Raw genomic sequence first — 17,062 nt, 5'->3', positions numbered from 1 at the left:
TTAGGAATGGTTTAATCAGAAATGCTGGAATTATCTAATAAGCTAAGCTTGGCCGATTGGGAATTGGAATTTACCGCTATCAGAGCTCAAGGCGCTGGAGGTCAAAATGTTAATAAAGTCTCTAGTGCTGCCCATTTAAGGTTTGATATTAAGCGTTCAAGCTTGCCTGATTTCTATAAAGAACGTTTATTAAAGTTATCTGATCAACGGATTACCAAAGATGGGGTCATTATCATTAAGGCACAAACCCATCGTACCTTGGAGCGAAATAAGGAAGAAGCCTTACAACGTTTAAAAGAACTGATCCTTGATGCGACAGTGGTACAAAAGAAACGTCGCCCCACCAGAGCAACCTTGGGTTCAAAACGTCGGCGGATGGATCAGAAGACTCAGCGTGGTCAAACCAAGCAAATGCGAGGAAAAATCAATTATTAAGTTGCGCTTGTTCTGATCGGTGCTGCCCTGCGCTGATTCATATGATTTGTTTTGCATCTATGATTTCATCATGGCTTTGGTTCTGTTTGAAATGCCGCAGTATTTTTGCAGTCCGGTTTTGCCTTGTTTGCGGATATTTGCCTTTATCTAGTCAGAATGACTTTGAATGTGAAGCAAATACAACGGTTTCTTGCTGGTAAAGAAAAAGAGTCAAACATATGGAGACCAAGTCTTCGACCCCACTAATCGCGTATGGATGTGACCTTTCATCTTATAAGCTTTGTCTTAATGAACCACCGAGCGCAGAATAAACCCATTAAAAAAAGGACATTTTTTCATGGTCTTTGGTGGCGTTTAAAACTGAATTCTCATTTGTTTTCTAGCTCAGTAAACGGCGCTGTTTCAAAATTTGTAAACCACTGTAAAGGGCGCTTAAAGCTTTGTAAAGTCGCTTACTTATTGGTTCTGGCAGTCTTATATTTAAGGTGAAGTTTGATTACCCAGAGCCACCAAGGAGGTTCACATGTTTAGGTCTATTTTTATCGTATTTAGTTTCGTCATCGCCGCTTCAGTTAATGCTGCATCGCTAAGTAATTTGGTGCAACAAGAGCAGTGGCAAGAAGTGGGTGTGCTTGACGGACAGAATGGTCACCATCAACGTACCAGCATCGAGTTAAGTCAACTCAAAGCTTTGAGCCAAGATCAAGTTGCCAGTTACAAATTAGGTTATAGCGAAGGATTAACGCAGTTTTGTTCCGTTGATACTGCCTATCAGGCTGGAAATTCAGGTCAGTCTTATCGTGGAGAATGCGTAAACTTTAGTAATGAAGATGAGTTGGTACTTAGCTGGCAAGCAGGGCTGTACGATTATGAGCAAATGGAAGAGGTTATGGGCATGTTTAGCGATTAATCAGCACATGGTTTATGGTGCAGTTATTTATAGCCCCCAAAAAAAGATCGCAGTCGCGATCTTTTTTGTATCTCTCGAATCTGCAGGATAAAGTACTTAGGGTGTTTATCTACACTGTCGAGTCATCATAGAACTATCAGGTCATGCCGACTAAAGCTCTCTTCTCACAAAGTTTAAGCAACTCGAAGGTGCTAAATCCAAGCTGCAATAACAGCACAATTATTCTTAACCCGTAGCTTATTAGTCTGAATATTTCTACATAATTGGTATTTTTTCTCGATCTTTTACTCGGTTTTGTGATATGTATTTGATACGAGCTTTCTTATGTGCTTAAAAAGTACGGCAGAAAACGCTAGATAATGGAACGGCTCGGCCGAGTTGTGGGTACAAGGAATGATGGAAATGAATTTATCGGTAGTGATGCGAACCTTGTTAGGATTTGTTGTCTTGTTGCTATTATTAGTGGTTATGGCTGTGATTGGCCAAATCAATATGCGAGGTGTCGAAGCGCAGCTGAAAAGAACCGTTGAGCAGCTTACGCCGATGACCGAGCGCGCTAATCAATTGTCGGGCTTATTGCTTAATTCTGCGCGGATGGTTGGTTTACATAGTGGAAAAAAGCAAGCCTCCGAACTCAGCGACTTAGAAACCAAGTTAGCGTCGCTTAGTCAGCAGTATCTAAATAGTTTTCAACAATTACTAGAGCTGGGACGTGATGATGCGCAATTGAGCGAAGGCCTCTCGGAATTAGCTAAGCAACAACAGCTGATTAGCAGCACTTCGGCGCAACAACTCGAAACGCGTCACCAGTGGTTAGCCAGTACTGAAAAATTAGCAGGCTTACGCAAACACTATAATCAAGAATGGGTCTATTTTAAAGATGATGCAGAACTCTTAGTTGATAGTGTTGAAGATGGCGCTCAATGGATTGCCAAGGGGATCTTAGGTGATGGGATGGGTTTGAGCCGCACGGTGAATAATGTGTTTACGGCGCAAACTGCAGAAGATAGTCAACGTTTGTTAGGCGTGATTCATACCTACTATGATTCAATGCTAAGCAAGCGTGAACAGTTGAAAAAAGATGATCCGGTGAGCGCCGGTGACTTAGATGCTTATTTCGATTTATTAGCTAAATCTTTTAGTGAACAGGGCCTATTTGCAGTGGTCGCTAGCATTAGTCAATTACAACATCAGCAACAACTTAATTTAGCGCAATTAAATCAACAAACCGACACCGCCTTAGCGATGTTGGACAGTATTAATCAGCAGGTTTCATCGATCATTCATTCTGCGAGTGAGCAGGCTCGTCAAAGTACTTATATGGCAACCTTGCAGATGCTGGCCGCGATTGCAGTTTCGTTGGTGATTGCCTTAGTGGTTGCCTGGAGTGTGACTCGAAGTATTCGATTGCCCTTGAAACGAACCTTGGATCAAATGAAACGTTTGGTTGACGGTGATTTTAGCCAGCGAGTCAAGTTACAGCGTAATGACGAGTTTGGGCAAATTGCTAACCAACTGAATACGCTTACCGCGCAGCTTAGTCAAACCATTGAAGCGATGGTTAGTAATGCCTCACAATTAGAGGGGAGTGCACAGCAAGGCTTAGCGGCAAGCCAGCATACTCGTGGTTTGATCCGTGACCAACAACAGCAAACCGATCTGGTCGCGGAAGCCGTCACTTTGATGGAAGTTGGTGTGCAAGATGTGTCGCAGCAAGCTAATGTTTCACGAGATGAAATCAGCGCGGTATCGGCTTTAACCGAGCAAGGGCGGGTTGCGGCGCAAAGTACTCGCGAGACCACCAATCAATTGCAATCAACCATTACTCAAGCGAGTTCTCAGGTGATTGATCTTAAACAGCAATCTGATGGCATTAGTTCTATTTTGGATGTTATTCAAGGGATTGCTGAACAAACCAATTTATTAGCCTTAAATGCCGCGATAGAAGCCGCCAGAGCGGGAGAGCAAGGTCGCGGTTTTGCGGTGGTTGCCGATGAAGTTCGAAGTCTTGCGAGTCGGACGCAAAACTCCACGGTCGAAATTTTTCAAGTAATTGATACCTTGCAAAAAGGTGCTGAGTCAGCAGCCAAGTTGATGCAGCAAGGTGAAACCATGGTTGATAGTTGTATGGTGCAGGCCGAGCAAAGTGACCAACAGTTACAATCAATCGCCGAATTACTGAGCCAAATTAGCGAACGTAGTCAAGATATAGCCAGAACAGCGGAAGAGAAACTCACGGTAGCGACTCGGGTTGCCAGCAACGTGAGCAAAATTGTCGAATTGGCTGAGTTAGCTAACCGCGATGCTCAAACCAGCGAAGATGCCAGCCATGCCCTTAAAGCGCAGTCGGCACGACAACTTGGTCAGCTAGCAACCTTTACCTTAGAGGCCGCGTCTTAGTTTGGTTGCTTAAGAGCGACTGCATATATTGATGGAGTCGTTCGTTTAAACAGCGAAGTCATGATAAACGCTCCCCCAGCGGTTAGTGCATTGCTTACTGAGGGCTTAAGGCTTGCCCTCTCTTTATTTCCGCTAAGCAAGATCTCTGGCTGAAGTGACTTACCTTGTGTAAGGTGAAGCGATAGTGGACTTAAGTCTGATCGCTGGAACAACTTTATAATAATAGTTTGATAGTCATAACTTTTTTAAATATTGCTCATTGCTTCGCCAATTTAAGCATTGCTATAGTTCTCCCTCTTAATTCAATTTGCCTCAAGATAGTTTGATTCATCTGATTGCTTACAACTTATTTTCGGCGGATTTGAATAATTAATTTTGGTCTGCTGATATACATAGTATTGGGCGTCAATAATTATATCGGCATATCCTTTGATTTTTATAGTTTGTTATATGAGTTGATGGCAATAAGTCTCTGGCTCAGGAGGCTCGAGGAATAGCATGGATGGCAAACAGTTACACTCTCTAGCTTGTCAGTTGATGATCGAAGGTGGCACATTAGATTCGTCATCCCTCGCCGAGTATCTCAGTCAACATACAGACGCAAGCTTTAGCCAAGAGCAGCTTGAGCAAGCGATCACTGCCACACATCAGCAGCTCAATAAAATGTATCGTCAGCAGCATGCCATCGCCGCCTTACCCAATGGCTTTGCCGATTCTCTGAATCAATGGTTTGTCCAGCTCAATCAATCTATCGAGGCGCGGGTTGATAGATTGACGCAAGAAAAACAACAGTCTTGGGATTCTGGGCGGCTTGAGTTAATGGCCCAACATCAGCAGCAATTAGGCGAACAAGCCACTAAGTATCAGACTTTGGAAGCTGACATGATTGGCTTACGTACTCAGTTAGCAGGAGCGGTTGAGAAAACTAGTGAACTACAGACTGAAGTTGATCAATCCAAGCAGCAGCAACAGTTGCTCAAGGCAAGTTTGGAAGAGGCAGAACAAGCGCAAATGCAGGCGCAGCAACAACATGCCAGTTTGAGTGCTGAAAATCAGGCCTTAAGCCAAAGCTTACAGCAAGTACAAAGCCAGCTTGAAGCTTATCAACAGCTTGAAGAAGAGGCCGCCTTAGAGCAATCAGAGCATGAGCAGCATTTACGTCAGCAACTACAAGCCAGCCGAGAAGCGCTCGAACAAGAGTTGGCGCAGGGCAAGTTGCGGGGAGAGGCTCAAAGTGAATTGAGTCATCAAGCTCGCGAACTTGCGACACGTTGTCAACAGTTGGAACAACATAACCAGCACTTAGATAGCAGTAAGGCCCTACAACAGTCTCAGATTGAGCGATTAGAGCTACAATGTCAGTCTTTGGCTGAGCAGTTAAATCAACAGACCGCGCAGCAGGTTCAGCGGGAGCAAGTGGCGATTGAGAGCGAAACCGTGTTACGTGAGCAGCTGACTATTTTAGAGCAGGGCAAGCACGCTGCTGCTCAGCAAATAGAGCGTTTACAACAACAGTTGCAAGAGTACGTCGCTAAATTGACTCAACAAGAGGCGGAGAGGCAAGCTTTAGTCGAGCGTCGCCAATCGCTGAAAAATCAGCTAGCACAAGTCTTACCGGAACTTGAGCAATATCAGCAAACAGAAGTAAGGCTTCAGCAGCATGTCGCTCAACTAGAGTCTAAATATTTGGACAATACGGCTGAACTGAGCCAGTTAAAAACCCAGCTTGCAGCAGCGAAGTCTCAGCTCCAGTTGAGCCAGGATATGGCGGAGAACGAGCGTCAACGGCAGACGGAACAACAGCAGACAGAACTTCAGCAACAGTTGGGTCATTTACAGGCTAAGTTTGGTAAAGAACAACAGGGTCATCGCTTAACAAAGTTAGCGTTAAGTCAACTGGAAGAACAGTTGCTTGATGCGCAGATAGAAAATAGTACTTTTCCAGGCAAGTTGAATGTGCTTACCGAGCAGTTGAACGCTGCCGATTTGCTGAATGCTCAGTTACAACGGGAGGTGAAAGAAGCCAACCAAGATATTGCGAGTTTGAGCGAAGCGAATAGCAAATTAAATCGTTTATTGAATCATTCGGCGAGCAAAGGAAAGTTCTAATACTCAATCTCGTGTATCGCGATATGGGCTTCGGATTAAGGCTTACACTGCTTATTTAGCCATAATGAATGCACTCTGTGTAACGGTCTGGTTTAGCTCAATAAAAATGCCTGAGTCGTTGCAACAAAATTTTCTGAGCGCGGTGTTGAAAAGCTCTTTTTTATCACGGCTTCGGCTGTCATCTTATGATTTAATGCGTTTTCGACTAATTGCCTATACAAATTGAACTGCTGTTCGGCATATTTTAATTTATATTGTTCCTTAATATAAAAATATTGCTCAAGGTTATTTTTATACAATGCTAATAAGCTTTCTGCGACTTCAAGTTCTTTATATGCTCGTCTAATAATCTCTTGCTTGGTTAATCGCAGTTCCATGAATAAGTTTGCGTTGTAGCGCCAGGCATTTCTCTCTTTTTCGTAACGCCACATATCAAGATAGCCTGAACAGGCATATATCTCGGTGACTTGTTGGTCAAAATGTGGTTCTTTAATCAGCCTGGATGTGATGTCTGCTAATGACTGAATCTTATTCCCCATTATCTTTCTTACAGACTTTAGAATGTCATTGGTAATTTCAGTTTGCTTGTTAATTGGGTTAAAACTTAATGCAAAATCAATTTCTTCTTTACTTGCTTGGTATATGCAGTCTTTAATCACCGAGACTCGCTGTGAATCAGCGATATCCTGAGGGAGGCAAGTATCACTATTGGCAACTAACGCCAAACCCGCGTATTCATAAGACTTAGCCACCAAACGAGAACAAAACTGCTTTTTGGTTTCTAGTTTGGAAAAAAATTTTGCGCCCGCATTCACGGCACTTAATCTTGAATAGGATGAGCCAACTTGTAGTCGAGCAAATTCAATGGCTTTCTTGATGGGCTGAGGATCGTTAACTCTTACCACCTGGACATATTCAGGTTGTTCCAAAATCATCCGTTGTAAATTTCCGGAATGCACCCCTTCAGGATCAGAATGAATATAGCTAGATTCACCGACATATAATATGACATGTGAATACGCCGACCTCGTTAAGGTTCGTATGGTTTTACTTGGTTTTTTGTCGGAACAAGTAAGAATAATATCCCCTTGTTTTAATCTTTCCCTATTTAAGAGATACATGCACCACCCTCTAAACTAAAAGCTCATCAGGAGGGGAAAATCCTCTATTGTTCAGGGACTTCCCCAACATAACTCAATTGATAATTTAAAAGCTAACATATAATGGGCGATTAATCAGTAGATTAAATTTCGAACTTTGCGCCTAAAATATGATCTGAATCAGTGCTGGGCGTGTTGAGCTAGCTGTGCTTGGCCGAGCAATCTCATGTTGAGCACGCAATATCTGGAAATCTTTTGTATTACGGAAAGTACTCTCTTGGTTCTTTGGGGGATTTGTTGCGGCGTAGCTGACAATCCAATGGCTTCATTGTATTTGGATATCGCTTTACCTTACTTGCCATTAATTTTGGTGATGCAAGTGATAGGGGGATAGCGCTGTGGCGGGCTATAGAGGGCATAGCCCAATTTTTGGGGGAGCCCTTTGGCTGGTATTTGTGGCGCATTTCTACAGCATTATTGCCGATTGATATCGAATGAGGTCATCAATCGGCTTTGTCTTGATTTAGATAGCTTGAAAAATTATCCAACTAACCATTTGCTAAGATCAAGCAATTCTAGGGGCATCCAAAAATTGAGTGGGAATTAAATCTTCAATATGTTTTGCGATGTTTATGGCCATTAAGTCATTCCCTCTATCCGCGACAATTTGAAGTCCTACAGGTAATCCGTTGACTTGACCGCAGGGAATCGACAATGCGGGTTGCTGCGTGAGATTAAAGGGGTAAGAAAATGGCGTCCAATCCATCCAGTGTTTCTGCTGTTGAGTCTCGGTGTTTTGGCCTGCTTCAAAGGCCGTACGAGGCAGGGTTGGGGTGATTAAAATATCGTAGTTTGAATGAAAGGCCTGCATGGTGCGTCCTAATTCGGCTCGTTGATCGACAGCCTTCATATAGTCGACGATGTCAATCTTACTCCCCTGTTCACCAATCTTGAGAAAACCTGGGTCGAGCAATTCGCGTTGTTTTTGACTGAAGCCAGAGATTACTTTCGCAGCCCCAGCAAACCAAAGCGTTGAAAAAGTATCGATGGGATCTTGGAAGTTGGGTGTGACTCGCTCCACCTTTGCGCCCAGTTGCTCAAGTGATGTGACAGCAACATCAATTAGTTTGAGTATCAGGGGATCAACATCGACGTAGCCAAGCGTTGGACTGTAGGCTATTTTGATGCCATCGAGAGGCCATTTATTGGCATCGCTCCAAGTCCCGCTAAAAACACTGTTTGAGTACCAATCCCTGATGTCGGGGGTCGCGACGATATCCATCATTAACAAGCTGTCTTGAACCGTTCTGGTGATTGGTCCGAGGTGAGAAAGAGTTGTCATCGCGCTTGCGGGCCATTGAGGTATGTAACCAAATGTCGGTTTTATACCAAATACTCCGCAGAAGGAAGCGGGGATCCGTATCGAGCCTCCAGCATCACTGGCCTGGTGTAGAACCCCCATGTTTAAAGCTGCTGCGACAGCAGCACCACCAGAAGATCCTCCAGAGGTTTGAGTTGTTTTCCAAGGGTTTCTGGTGATACCGGTCAGTCGACTATCGGTTACGCCTTTCCAGCCGAACTCGGGGGTGGTTGTTTTACCAAGTATCACCGCGCCAGCCTGTCTCATCTTTTGAGTAAACGGAGCATCGACGACAGCCAAGTCTTCAGAACTGGTCAATGAGCCGCTACGGATCGGCCATTTAGCGACAGAGGTTAAGTCTTTGATAGAGCTAGGTATACCATCAATTTTGCTGAGTGGGGCTCCTTTAAACCAACGTGCTTCAGATTGTTTTGCAGCCTTGAGCGCATCCTGCTCAGCAATAAAGCAGTATGCATTAACCGAAGCGTTACACTGCTCAATCCGTTCCAGTGAAGCTTGAGTCGCTTCAACCGGAGAAAGTGCTTTGGATTGGAACAGCTGGCTGAGTTCGACCGCTGTCATGTCTGCTACATGAGTATGTTTGGAATTAGTCATTTTCGAAGACCCCAGCAGCAGATAATAGAACATTCAGTAGCACAGAGGCTCCTGCACCAAGGTCTTCTGCCTTTGCTCTCTCGAGTTCATTATGACTTATCCCTCCCTCACAAGGGACGAAAATCATTCCGGCAGACGTCACGTCGGCCATAAAAATAGCGTCATGTCCCGCACCACTAACAATATCCATATTCGGGTATCCTAAGTCGGTGGCCGCAGTTCTTACTTGATCGATACATTGGCTGTCAAAGGAGATGGGAGGAAAATTGGCTGTTGCGCTTATGTTTATTTGAAGGCCGTATTTTTGAGCCAAGGTATCCACTTTGCGGTATAAGTCTTGGGTCATTGCTTCGAGTACTATTGAATCTAAGTGTCTGAGATCGGCCGTCATTTTTACACGACCAGGAATCACATTGCGAGAGCTTGGAAATATCTCAAAACAGCCAACTGTTCCTCGGCCATGAGGCGAATTTTGCAGGGCTATTTGATGTATAAATTGGAGTAATTTAGCACCAGCAACGGCGGCATCTTTTCGAAGGTGCATGGGGGTTGGGCCTGCGTGAGCTTCTATGCCCGTTATTTCTATATCAAACCACTTTTGGCCAAGGGCTCCAACCACAACGCCGATCTGTTTCTGCTGTTCTTCCAGTACTGGACCTTGCTCGATGTGTGCCTCGTAATAAGCGGTGACTTTATGGCCAAGATGGCTTTTGTTACCGTTATAATCAATTTGATTGAGCGCATCTTGCACTGAGATCCCAGCATCATCTTTTGTGGATAGCGCTTCGTCGAGTGAAATTTTTCCAGTAAATACACCAGATCCCATCATGCATGGCGGAAATCTTGAGCCTTCTTCGTTGGTCCATGCGACAACTTCGATCGGAGCAATCGTTTGTATGTTCAGGGCGTTCAAGGTACGTATTGCTTCTAAACCAGCCATCACACCAAAGCAGCCATCAAACTTACCACCAGTCGGTTGGGTATCAATGTGGGAACCTGTCATGACAGGGGGGAGATGATTGTTTTGACCAGCTCTTCGTGCAAAAATATTACCGATCTCATCGATTAAAACGGTACAGCCCGCGTCTTCACACCACTTCTTAAATAAGTCTCTGCCTTGTTTGTCTCGCTCGGTTAGCGCCAAGCGATTTAAGCCACCTTTTAGGGTATGGCCAATTTGCCCATGGGTCATCAAACTGTCCCAAAGACGTTCGGTGTTTACCTTGATCTTCCCTAAGCTAGGTGATCGTTTATTCATTTGCATACAGCGTTTCTTCCACTAAACCGCAAGATATCGATTTTTAATCTCGTCTTGTTTGCTAAATTCTGTTTGAGAGCCTTGGTAAACAATTTCACCAAGCTCGATCACGTAGTGTTTGTCGGCTAACTTCTCGCATACCGATAAATTTTGCTCAACCAGCAGCACGCCAACACCAGCAGCGCGAATCTGAGCGAGGATCCGGATGATTTCATCAACGATGACGGGGGCGAGACCCTCTGTTGGTTCGTCAAGTAGCAGAAATTTTGGGGCATTGACTAAAGCTCGCGCGATCGCGAGCATTTGTTGTTCACCCCCAGATAGGGCGTTGCCACCGTTCTTTCTGCGTTCTTTGAGGCGTGGGAACATTTGATAAATGTCTTCAAGACTCCAGGGACTACGCTTGTTGATTGCAATTTTGAGGTTCTCTTCAACGGAAAGAATGCCAAAAATGCCTCTGTGCTCCGGTACTAAAGCAATCCCGCGTCGTGCGATTTCGTATATTTCTTTACCAACAAGGTTTTCCTCATCTAATAGCACTTCTCCTTGTTGCGCTTTAACGATACTCACGATAGTTTTTAGGGTGGTGGTTTTGCCGGCACCGTTTCGTCCCAGCAGTGTCACAATTTCACCAGACTCAATCGCCAAGTCAATTCCGTTTAAAATATGGCTTTTACCGTAAAAAGAGTGCAGGTTGTTGATCACTAATCTACTCATTGCCACTTTCTCCTAAGTATGCTTTTTTAACCAATTCATCCCCTTTGACTTCTTCAGGAGAGCCTTCGATTAAAATATTGCCTTGGTGCATCACGGTGATCCGGTCGGAAATAGACATCACGAGTCGCATATTATGCTCAATCAGCATGACCGTATGATCTTTGCCTAGTTCTGAAATTAAGCCGGTCATCATTGGGATATCATCAACGCCCATTCCTGAGGTCGGTTCATCAAGCAATAGTAATGATGGGGATCCGCAGAGTGCCATACCAACTTCCAGTATTCGTTGTTGTCCATGTGATAACTCACCGGCCAGTTTGTCAGCCCACTTATCTAATTGAATTCTTTCCATCACTTCATCGGCTTTTAGCAAATGCTTGTGGTTGGCGGTTTCAGGAACCCAAAACTTGAGCGCACTAAGGCCGTCTCGACCCTGAGCGGCGATACGTAAATTTTCACGTACATCTAAGTTTTGGAAGAGACTGGTTACCTGAAACGAGCGAGACATCCCTTTCGATACTCGTTTATGTGCCGCAAGATAAGTCAAATCTTCGCCATTAAAAAAGATCTTTCCACGGGTTGGTTTTCGTTCGCCAGTTAAGCAGTGAAATAATGAGGTTTTTCCGGCACCATTTGGGCCGATCACCGTATGAATTGAGCCTTTCTTGATCTTTAAATCAACACTTCCTACCGCAGAAAATGCCCCATAATCTAAGCCTAATTTAGAGGTTTCTAATAAGTAACTTGAGTTCATTTGGTCACCTCGGAAATAGCCTCTTGCTTGGATTTTTTAGATACCAATAATTTGGAACTTAAAGACCTTAGCCCCCCCCACAAACCCTCAGGAAGGAACAATACGACCGCGATCAATGCAGCTCCCAAGATCATCATCCACCTCGGCCATATCGATGAGAGTAGATCTCCTATCAAGACAATTGAGCCAGCCCCCAGAATGGAACCGAGTAATGAGCCGGTTCCTCCGATGATGGTCATAATCATGATGTTTTCTGACATGGCTAATTCAATGTTTGACAGCGGGGCGAAGTTTAAAAGAAGCGCGTAGAGAGCCCCAGCAAGGCCGGTTATCGCCCCCGAAATGACAAAGGCCGTTAGCTTGAAATGGTTGGTTGAGAAGCCGACCGCCGAAGAGCGGCCTTCGTTTTCTCGAATTGCCACAAGGGTTGTTCCAAAGGGCGAATGGATCACTCTTCGGGCAAACACAAACACAATCACAAAAAGGCTTGCGACAAAAACATAAAATGCTTCGCTGCTCTGTAGATCGCTGATTGTCATTCCAAAGATTGCGAGCGGAGGCCGAGGTACATCGAGTAGCCCGTTATCACCGCCAGTCCATTGACTAAATGTATAGGCTAAGAAATATGCCATCTGAGTGAAGGCCAGCGTAAGCATGACAAAGTAAATCCCAGTTCTTCTGATCGACAAAGCGCCAACGATTAGAGCCAGTGATGCACCAATCAAAATGGCCGTGGCTAGGGCTGCTATTAATCCAAAATTTAGATGGATCATGACTAATGAAGCGCTATAAGCGCCGCCGCCAAAAAAGATCCCCTGTCCGAATGACAAGAGGCCGGTATAACCTAGAAGAAGGTTGCAGGCTAATGCGGCGAGAGCAAATATTAGAATCTCTGTTGCGAGTGTGATGGAAGGAAGTAATATCGGCATTAACACAATCAATGCTAAGGCTAGGATGGTTATTCCGCCAAAAATAGAAGTCTTCGTATTCATCTTATGCTCTCCCGAATAATCCGTAAGGACGCAATAAAATGACCACTGCCATCGCGCCATAAATCATTAAGCTGGCACCTTGCGGCCAAATGGTGGTCATTAGACTTTGTACCAAACCAACCAATAACCCGCCCACTAACGCGCCAGTGAAAGAACCCATTCCTCCAATGACGACCACCACGAATGCAATCCCAAGAACTTCTGGCCCTACAAATGGACTTACGCCTCTAATGGGGGCTGCGAGTACGCCAGCAAGACCTGCAAGACCGACTCCTAAGGCAAAGGTAATTGAGAATAAGCGATGGGTATGGGTTCCTAATAGTGAAACGGTTTCAGCGTCTTCACTGCCGGCTCGCACTAGTGCGCCAAATTTGGTTTTATCTAGTAATAGCCAAACCAGAATCGCAACCACAGCCGAAAAAGCAATCACAAAGAGTCGATATTCTGGATAGAAGAAGTCTCCGATTTGAAATACACCTTTCAGAGAATCAGGAGGCGCAACGTGCTTCCCTATTGGTCCCCATATTGAAATACAGAGCTCTTGAATGATGAGGGCAACGCCTAAAGTCACTAGAATTTGATAGGTGTGTGGAAGATGGTAGACCCTTTTGATCAAGGTTCTTTCACATGCCCAGGCAATGAGTGCGATACAAATGGGGACGGCAACCAGTGCCAGCCAGTAATTTCCAGTTACTGCGACGGCGGTATAGCTCAGGTATGCTCCCAGAAGATAAAAAGCACCGTGAGCAAAGTTCACAAAGTTAAGTAGCCCAAAAATGATAGTAAGCCCTACCGAGAAGAGGAAATAAATCATTCCAAGCCCTATCCCATTTACTGCCTGAAATAAATACAGGTTCATAATTCACCTCTAACAATATTGACGCGCCACTTCGTCAATTGAGCAAAGTGGCGTGGAACTTTTAAAGAGCTTTGCACTTGAGCGATGATTGGTCAGGGAAAGACTGTCCATAGCTGATAATGTCTGCAAAATCATCTGCATTTTTCATTTCTGAAGCGGCTTTACCTTTTAATAGGTAGTAGTTTTTCAAGACTTGGTGATCGGCGGCTCGAACGGTTTCGGTTCCAGTTGGGCCCGCATAAGACTTGCCCTCTAAAGCCTTGATGACAGCACTCGGTTCGGTTGAGCCTGCATCTGCAATGGCATCTAACAGAAGTTTGGTACTGGTGTAATCGGCCGCTAATGGGTAGTTGGGGGTGATACCATATGCATCTTTAACTTGCTTGACTAGGGCTGCATTGAATGGGGTGTCAACGGTGTGCCAATACTGTGCGCCGAAGTAGACATTTTCTGTGATATCAGCACCGAGTTCTTGGAATTGATCTAAGCCTGATGACCAAGTGACTAAGATGGTCATTCGATTTTTTAGGCCGAAGTTAATCGCTTGGCGTAAGGCATTAGAGGATTGAGCGCCGAAGTTTAGTAATAAGAGAACGTCTGGTTGAGCCGCCATTGCGTTGGTGAGGTAGCCAGAGAATTCTTGCTCTTGTAACGAGTGGTAACTATTACCCACATGCTCAATGCCAAGTTCATCAAATACGGCTTCTGCATTAGATAGTAGCGCTTCACCGAATACATATTGAGGGGTGATGGTATACCAACGTTTTTTTTCTGGGTGCTCTTTAAACAAAGGGATCACGGTTTCTCTGATAGCGCCGTAAGTTGGCACCGACCAACGAAATGTGGCGGCGTTACAATCGACACCGGTTAGCTCATCAGCACCTGCTGGCGTGATAAAGACGCCGCCAGATTTATTGATTTCCTTACCCAGTGCCAGAGACGTTGAAGATAGGGTGCCGCCATCAAAAAACTTGGCTTTATCTTGGCTAATCGCTTCTTGTACTTTACGAAGCGCTTTCCCTGCATTACCTTCGGTGTCGATCTCTTTATAAGTGGGTGTTTGCCCAAGCAATTTTCCATATTGCTCAACTGCTAATTTCGACCCCATATCTGCATACTTACCATAACTAGCAAAGCCTCCCGATAGAGATTTTACGCCATAAATTGTTACGGCTTCGTCTTGGGCAAGTGCAAGGCAAGAAGCGGATGCTATTGAGAATACAAGTGCAGTATGTTTCAAATATTTTTTAATCATCTTTAGTTCCTTTGGTGATGTTGGCCTTAAGGCTTGGTTTCATGGCTTGTAATTTATATTTAAGATCCCTTACATTTTTTTAGAAATTTCTCCGTCAAGCGTGACAAAGTGCATTTCTGCTTCACACATGTGCTCCCCCATCAGGGTTCGAACCTGGGTTTTATCTTGTTTGTCATACGCACTAATGAGTGCGTAGTGATAATCAACATTCGACTTTGTGAATGCGTAGTAGTCGATTAAATAGGCTTTTTTTAATACGACGAGATCTCTCAATAATTCGTTTAAAAATCGTCCAAAAAATCCCAGGACTGGATTTGGCGAAGCATCCGCTAACACATTGTGGAATTCCAATTCGGCGATTTTCTGCAGTCGCTGCTCTTCTTCTGTGCTTGGTTTTTTACTGCACTGATCGGTGTACTTTCTCAGCAATGAAAGTTCGTCTTCCGTCAAATGTCCGACCACAGACACGGCTATCTCAACCTCAACTAGTTTTCGCATTTGATACAGTTGTTCTGGGCTGATGTGACGAAAGTAAAGGTAGTTTCGCAAGGCTTTACTGGCTGGCTCGGTGCCAACTTCAGTCAGTGATGCACCGCCACCTGGACCTGGTTTTGTTTTGATCAAACCCTCAACTTCCAAGGCTTTTAATGCTTCTCTAACTGTTCCTTTGGAGATCTGATATTGCTCGATCAAATCTTTTTCACTGGGTAGACGATCCCCTGGCTTGAGTTCTTCAGACACAATCAGCCGTTTTACTTCATCGACAATTAAGTCTGATAGTTTTCGTTTGGTTTTATTCTTGAATTCGGATGTCATTTCAGCTCCCAAAAGATGCATGACAGAGTGAAAAATATTAAATACAAATCATTATGATTAATTACTTGGTTAGGTTTTCTGCAAATTGAGTGCCGAAGCTCCAATGAGAACTTGAATTATGCTGCTTTTATAAGCAGGTAAATAATTGTGTAACTTATGATTTAATTTCAAGGGTGTTTTTAAGTTATTAATTTTATGTAATTTTTATGTTTTTTTGTTTATTCGTATATGAAATAAGATTTATTCAATCAATTGGTAAGATGACAAAATTGGCTGGAAGGAAAGTTGCCTATCAAACAAATAAAATCATCGAGTTGAACCAATTAGGTGCATTAATGAACATTTATGGGAGGGTTTTGCTTGGTGGATTGTTGCAGATAATTGAAGTGAAGCTGACCGCCGCATGTGGAATACCTGCGTGATTAAGGGCTGCTCTTCGATTGAAGCAAGAGTAGCACGCGACCAAGCAGGGGGCTTGCCGTTGCTTGGTCGATCAAAGCATATTAAGCGTCGCTTCTCAAACATGAGTTTGCGTGATTGTTGTGAATAACCGAGGCCTCGGCTGCGAAGCGGTCAGCTTGATGGGCAGCTATCGCGGAGTTAGCACGGTGATCCCTTTCTCTTGTAACTCTTGTTGAATGCTCTGTGGAAAACTTGAATCGGTAATGATGATGTTGAATTGATTCATGTCTAGGGCGTGAAAAGTGCCTACTTTTCCGTATTTTGAGGCATCAGAAACTAAAACGACATTCTGCGCGGCTTGCGCGATGGCTTTTTTCACGATGACTTTGGGCTCACTGGGGGTGGATATTCCTTTTAAGTTCCAAGAAGACGTCGACACAAAGGCGATATCGATATTCATACCAGATAGAAATTCAGCTACCTTGCTGCCAATACAAGATTGATTTTCTCGATCAATTCGCCCGCCAGTATGGTAAATCTCACTGTGACTATGCTGGATCAGAAAATTGGCAATTACAAAATCATTGGTGACGATCACTAAATCGGAACGCTCACTAATTAAATGGGCTATTTCTAGGGTTGTCGTTCCTGCATCCAAATAGACGGTACATGCTTTGGGAATGAGAGGGCTGGCTAGGGCGCCAATTGCGACTTTTTCCTGTGCGTGCAGGGTGGCTTTTGCATCGTGAGAGGCCTCTTGATGGATTTTTTGAGTCAGTTGAACGCCACCGGAAACCGACAATACTTTTCCTTTTTGTTCTAGCTTTGCGATGTCTCTTCGTATTGTCATATGTGAAACATCTAATTTTTCTATCAGCTGGTTAATGCTGATGAGCTGCTGCTGTGAAAGTAGTGACAAGATTAACTTATGGCGTTCTGCTGGGATCATTCAGATTTATTATTTATGAGAGTTGGTGATGTTTGTATCTTAACAGTAAGGGATAAAACTGTGAAGTTGTGTTAATAATTGTTGGCTAGAATATTGTCTTGGCGGATGCTGAGCGGGTTTGTTAATGGTCA

At 44.2% G+C, this 17,062-nt stretch carries 14 protein-coding genes; 4 read left to right on the top strand and 10 right to left on the bottom strand.

Annotation, left to right across the window (positions count from 1 at the left end; translation table 11 throughout):
* Positions 1-21: 21 nt before the first annotated feature.
* The 4 genes from arfB (at position 22) to ACRRSW_RS17705 (ending at position 5,854) form a co-directional block, all read left to right on the top strand.
* Positions 22-435 (top strand): alternative ribosome rescue aminoacyl-tRNA hydrolase ArfB, encoded by a 414-nt coding sequence (arfB, locus tag ACRRSW_RS17720; RefSeq protein WP_432451922.1) that lies wholly within the window; start codon positions 22-24, stop codon positions 433-435.
* A 523-nt stretch (positions 436-958) separates the two neighbouring features.
* Positions 959-1,345, top strand: a complete 387-nt coding sequence (locus ACRRSW_RS17715; protein WP_432451923.1) for a DUF2799 domain-containing protein — start codon at positions 959-961, stop codon at positions 1,343-1,345.
* Between the two features lie 402 nt (positions 1,346-1,747).
* Positions 1,748-3,745, top strand: coding sequence for a methyl-accepting chemotaxis protein (locus ACRRSW_RS17710; RefSeq protein ID WP_432460012.1), 1,998 nt, complete (start codon positions 1,748-1,750; stop codon positions 3,743-3,745).
* Positions 3,746-4,243: 498 nt separating this feature from the next.
* Complete coding sequence (locus ACRRSW_RS17705; RefSeq protein WP_432460011.1) at positions 4,244-5,854, top strand: hypothetical protein; 1,611 nt, start codon at positions 4,244-4,246, stop codon at positions 5,852-5,854.
* A 92-nt stretch (positions 5,855-5,946) separates the two neighbouring features.
* On the opposite strand, the gene ACRRSW_RS17700 is transcribed toward ACRRSW_RS17705, so the two are convergent.
* The 10 genes from ACRRSW_RS17700 to ACRRSW_RS17655 all read right to left on the bottom strand — a co-directional run bounded on the left by ACRRSW_RS17700 (position 5,947) and on the right by ACRRSW_RS17655 (position 16,931).
* A complete protein-coding gene (locus ACRRSW_RS17700) occupies positions 5,947-6,975 on the bottom strand; it encodes a YiiX/YebB-like N1pC/P60 family cysteine hydrolase (RefSeq protein WP_432451926.1) in 1,029 nt (342 codons plus the stop codon).
* Positions 6,976-7,519: 544 nt separating this feature from the next.
* Positions 7,520-8,929, bottom strand: coding sequence for an amidase (locus ACRRSW_RS17695; protein WP_432460010.1), 1,410 nt, complete (start codon positions 8,927-8,929; stop codon positions 7,520-7,522).
* On the bottom strand, positions 8,922-10,187 hold the full coding sequence (locus ACRRSW_RS17690) for a Zn-dependent hydrolase (RefSeq protein WP_432460009.1): 1,266 nt from the start codon (positions 10,185-10,187) through the stop codon (positions 8,922-8,924). The genes ACRRSW_RS17695 and ACRRSW_RS17690 overlap by 8 nt, the downstream gene beginning before the upstream one ends.
* A 21-nt stretch (positions 10,188-10,208) precedes the next feature.
* A complete protein-coding gene (locus ACRRSW_RS17685) occupies positions 10,209-10,904 on the bottom strand; it encodes an ABC transporter ATP-binding protein (RefSeq protein WP_432451929.1) in 696 nt (231 codons plus the stop codon).
* Positions 10,897-11,658: an ABC transporter ATP-binding protein gene (locus tag ACRRSW_RS17680; protein ID WP_432451930.1), complete on the bottom strand. Its 762-nt coding sequence runs from the start codon at positions 11,656-11,658 to the stop codon at positions 10,897-10,899. The genes ACRRSW_RS17685 and ACRRSW_RS17680 overlap by 8 nt, the downstream gene beginning before the upstream one ends.
* Entirely contained in the window at positions 11,655-12,650 is a 996-nt protein-coding gene (locus tag ACRRSW_RS17675; RefSeq protein ID WP_432460008.1) for a branched-chain amino acid ABC transporter permease, read from the bottom strand. Before ACRRSW_RS17675 ends, ACRRSW_RS17680 begins: the two co-directional genes overlap by 4 nt.
* A gap of 1 nt (position 12,651) precedes the next feature.
* Positions 12,652-13,509, bottom strand: a complete 858-nt coding sequence (locus tag ACRRSW_RS17670; protein ID WP_432451932.1) for a branched-chain amino acid ABC transporter permease — start codon at positions 13,507-13,509, stop codon at positions 12,652-12,654.
* A gap of 61 nt (positions 13,510-13,570) precedes the next feature.
* On the bottom strand, positions 13,571-14,764 hold the full coding sequence (locus ACRRSW_RS17665) for an ABC transporter substrate-binding protein (protein ID WP_432451933.1): 1,194 nt from the start codon (positions 14,762-14,764) through the stop codon (positions 13,571-13,573).
* Between the two features lie 69 nt (positions 14,765-14,833).
* Positions 14,834-15,580, bottom strand: a complete 747-nt coding sequence (locus tag ACRRSW_RS17660) for a FadR/GntR family transcriptional regulator (protein ID WP_432451934.1) — start codon at positions 15,578-15,580, stop codon at positions 14,834-14,836.
* A 589-nt stretch (positions 15,581-16,169) separates the two neighbouring features.
* Complete coding sequence (locus ACRRSW_RS17655) at positions 16,170-16,931, bottom strand: DeoR family transcriptional regulator (protein ID WP_432451935.1); 762 nt, start codon at positions 16,929-16,931, stop codon at positions 16,170-16,172.
* Positions 16,932-17,062 lie beyond the last annotated feature (131 nt).

It is taken from the genome of Agarivorans sp. QJM3NY_25 (assembly GCF_050870875.2).
In the GTDB taxonomy this organism is placed as follows: Bacteria; Pseudomonadota; Gammaproteobacteria; order Enterobacterales; family Celerinatantimonadaceae; genus Agarivorans.
The sequence above is the reverse complement of the archived record's forward strand: the minus strand, read 5'-3'. Positions and strand labels throughout refer to the sequence as shown.

What these genes read in the sequence shown, in the direction of transcription:
- ACRRSW_RS17660 (WP_432451934.1), bottom strand. Translation starts at nt 15,580, where the DNA reads ATGACATCCGAATTCAAGAATAAAACCAAACGAAAACTATCAGACTTA.
- ACRRSW_RS17690 (WP_432460009.1), bottom strand. Translation starts at nt 10,187, where the DNA reads ATGAATAAACGATCACCTAGCTTAGGGAAGATCAAGGTAAACACCGAA.
- arfB (WP_432451922.1), top strand. Translation starts at nt 22, where the DNA reads ATGCTGGAATTATCTAATAAGCTAAGCTTGGCCGATTGGGAATTGGAA.
- ACRRSW_RS17655 (WP_432451935.1), bottom strand. Translation starts at nt 16,931, where the DNA reads ATGATCCCAGCAGAACGCCATAAGTTAATCTTGTCACTACTTTCACAG.
- ACRRSW_RS17675 (WP_432460008.1), bottom strand. Translation starts at nt 12,650, where the DNA reads ATGAATACGAAGACTTCTATTTTTGGCGGAATAACCATCCTAGCCTTA.
- ACRRSW_RS17710 (WP_432460012.1), top strand. Translation starts at nt 1,748, where the DNA reads ATGAATTTATCGGTAGTGATGCGAACCTTGTTAGGATTTGTTGTCTTG.
- ACRRSW_RS17665 (WP_432451933.1), bottom strand. Translation starts at nt 14,764, where the DNA reads ATGATTAAAAAATATTTGAAACATACTGCACTTGTATTCTCAATAGCA.
- ACRRSW_RS17705 (WP_432460011.1), top strand. Translation starts at nt 4,244, where the DNA reads ATGGATGGCAAACAGTTACACTCTCTAGCTTGTCAGTTGATGATCGAA.
- ACRRSW_RS17670 (WP_432451932.1), bottom strand. Translation starts at nt 13,509, where the DNA reads ATGAACCTGTATTTATTTCAGGCAGTAAATGGGATAGGGCTTGGAATG.
- ACRRSW_RS17685 (WP_432451929.1), bottom strand. Translation starts at nt 10,904, where the DNA reads ATGAGTAGATTAGTGATCAACAACCTGCACTCTTTTTACGGTAAAAGC.
- ACRRSW_RS17695 (WP_432460010.1), bottom strand. Translation starts at nt 8,929, where the DNA reads ATGACTAATTCCAAACATACTCATGTAGCAGACATGACAGCGGTCGAA.
- ACRRSW_RS17680 (WP_432451930.1), bottom strand. Translation starts at nt 11,658, where the DNA reads ATGAACTCAAGTTACTTATTAGAAACCTCTAAATTAGGCTTAGATTAT.
- ACRRSW_RS17700 (WP_432451926.1), bottom strand. Translation starts at nt 6,975, where the DNA reads ATGTATCTCTTAAATAGGGAAAGATTAAAACAAGGGGATATTATTCTT.
- ACRRSW_RS17715 (WP_432451923.1), top strand. Translation starts at nt 959, where the DNA reads ATGTTTAGGTCTATTTTTATCGTATTTAGTTTCGTCATCGCCGCTTCA.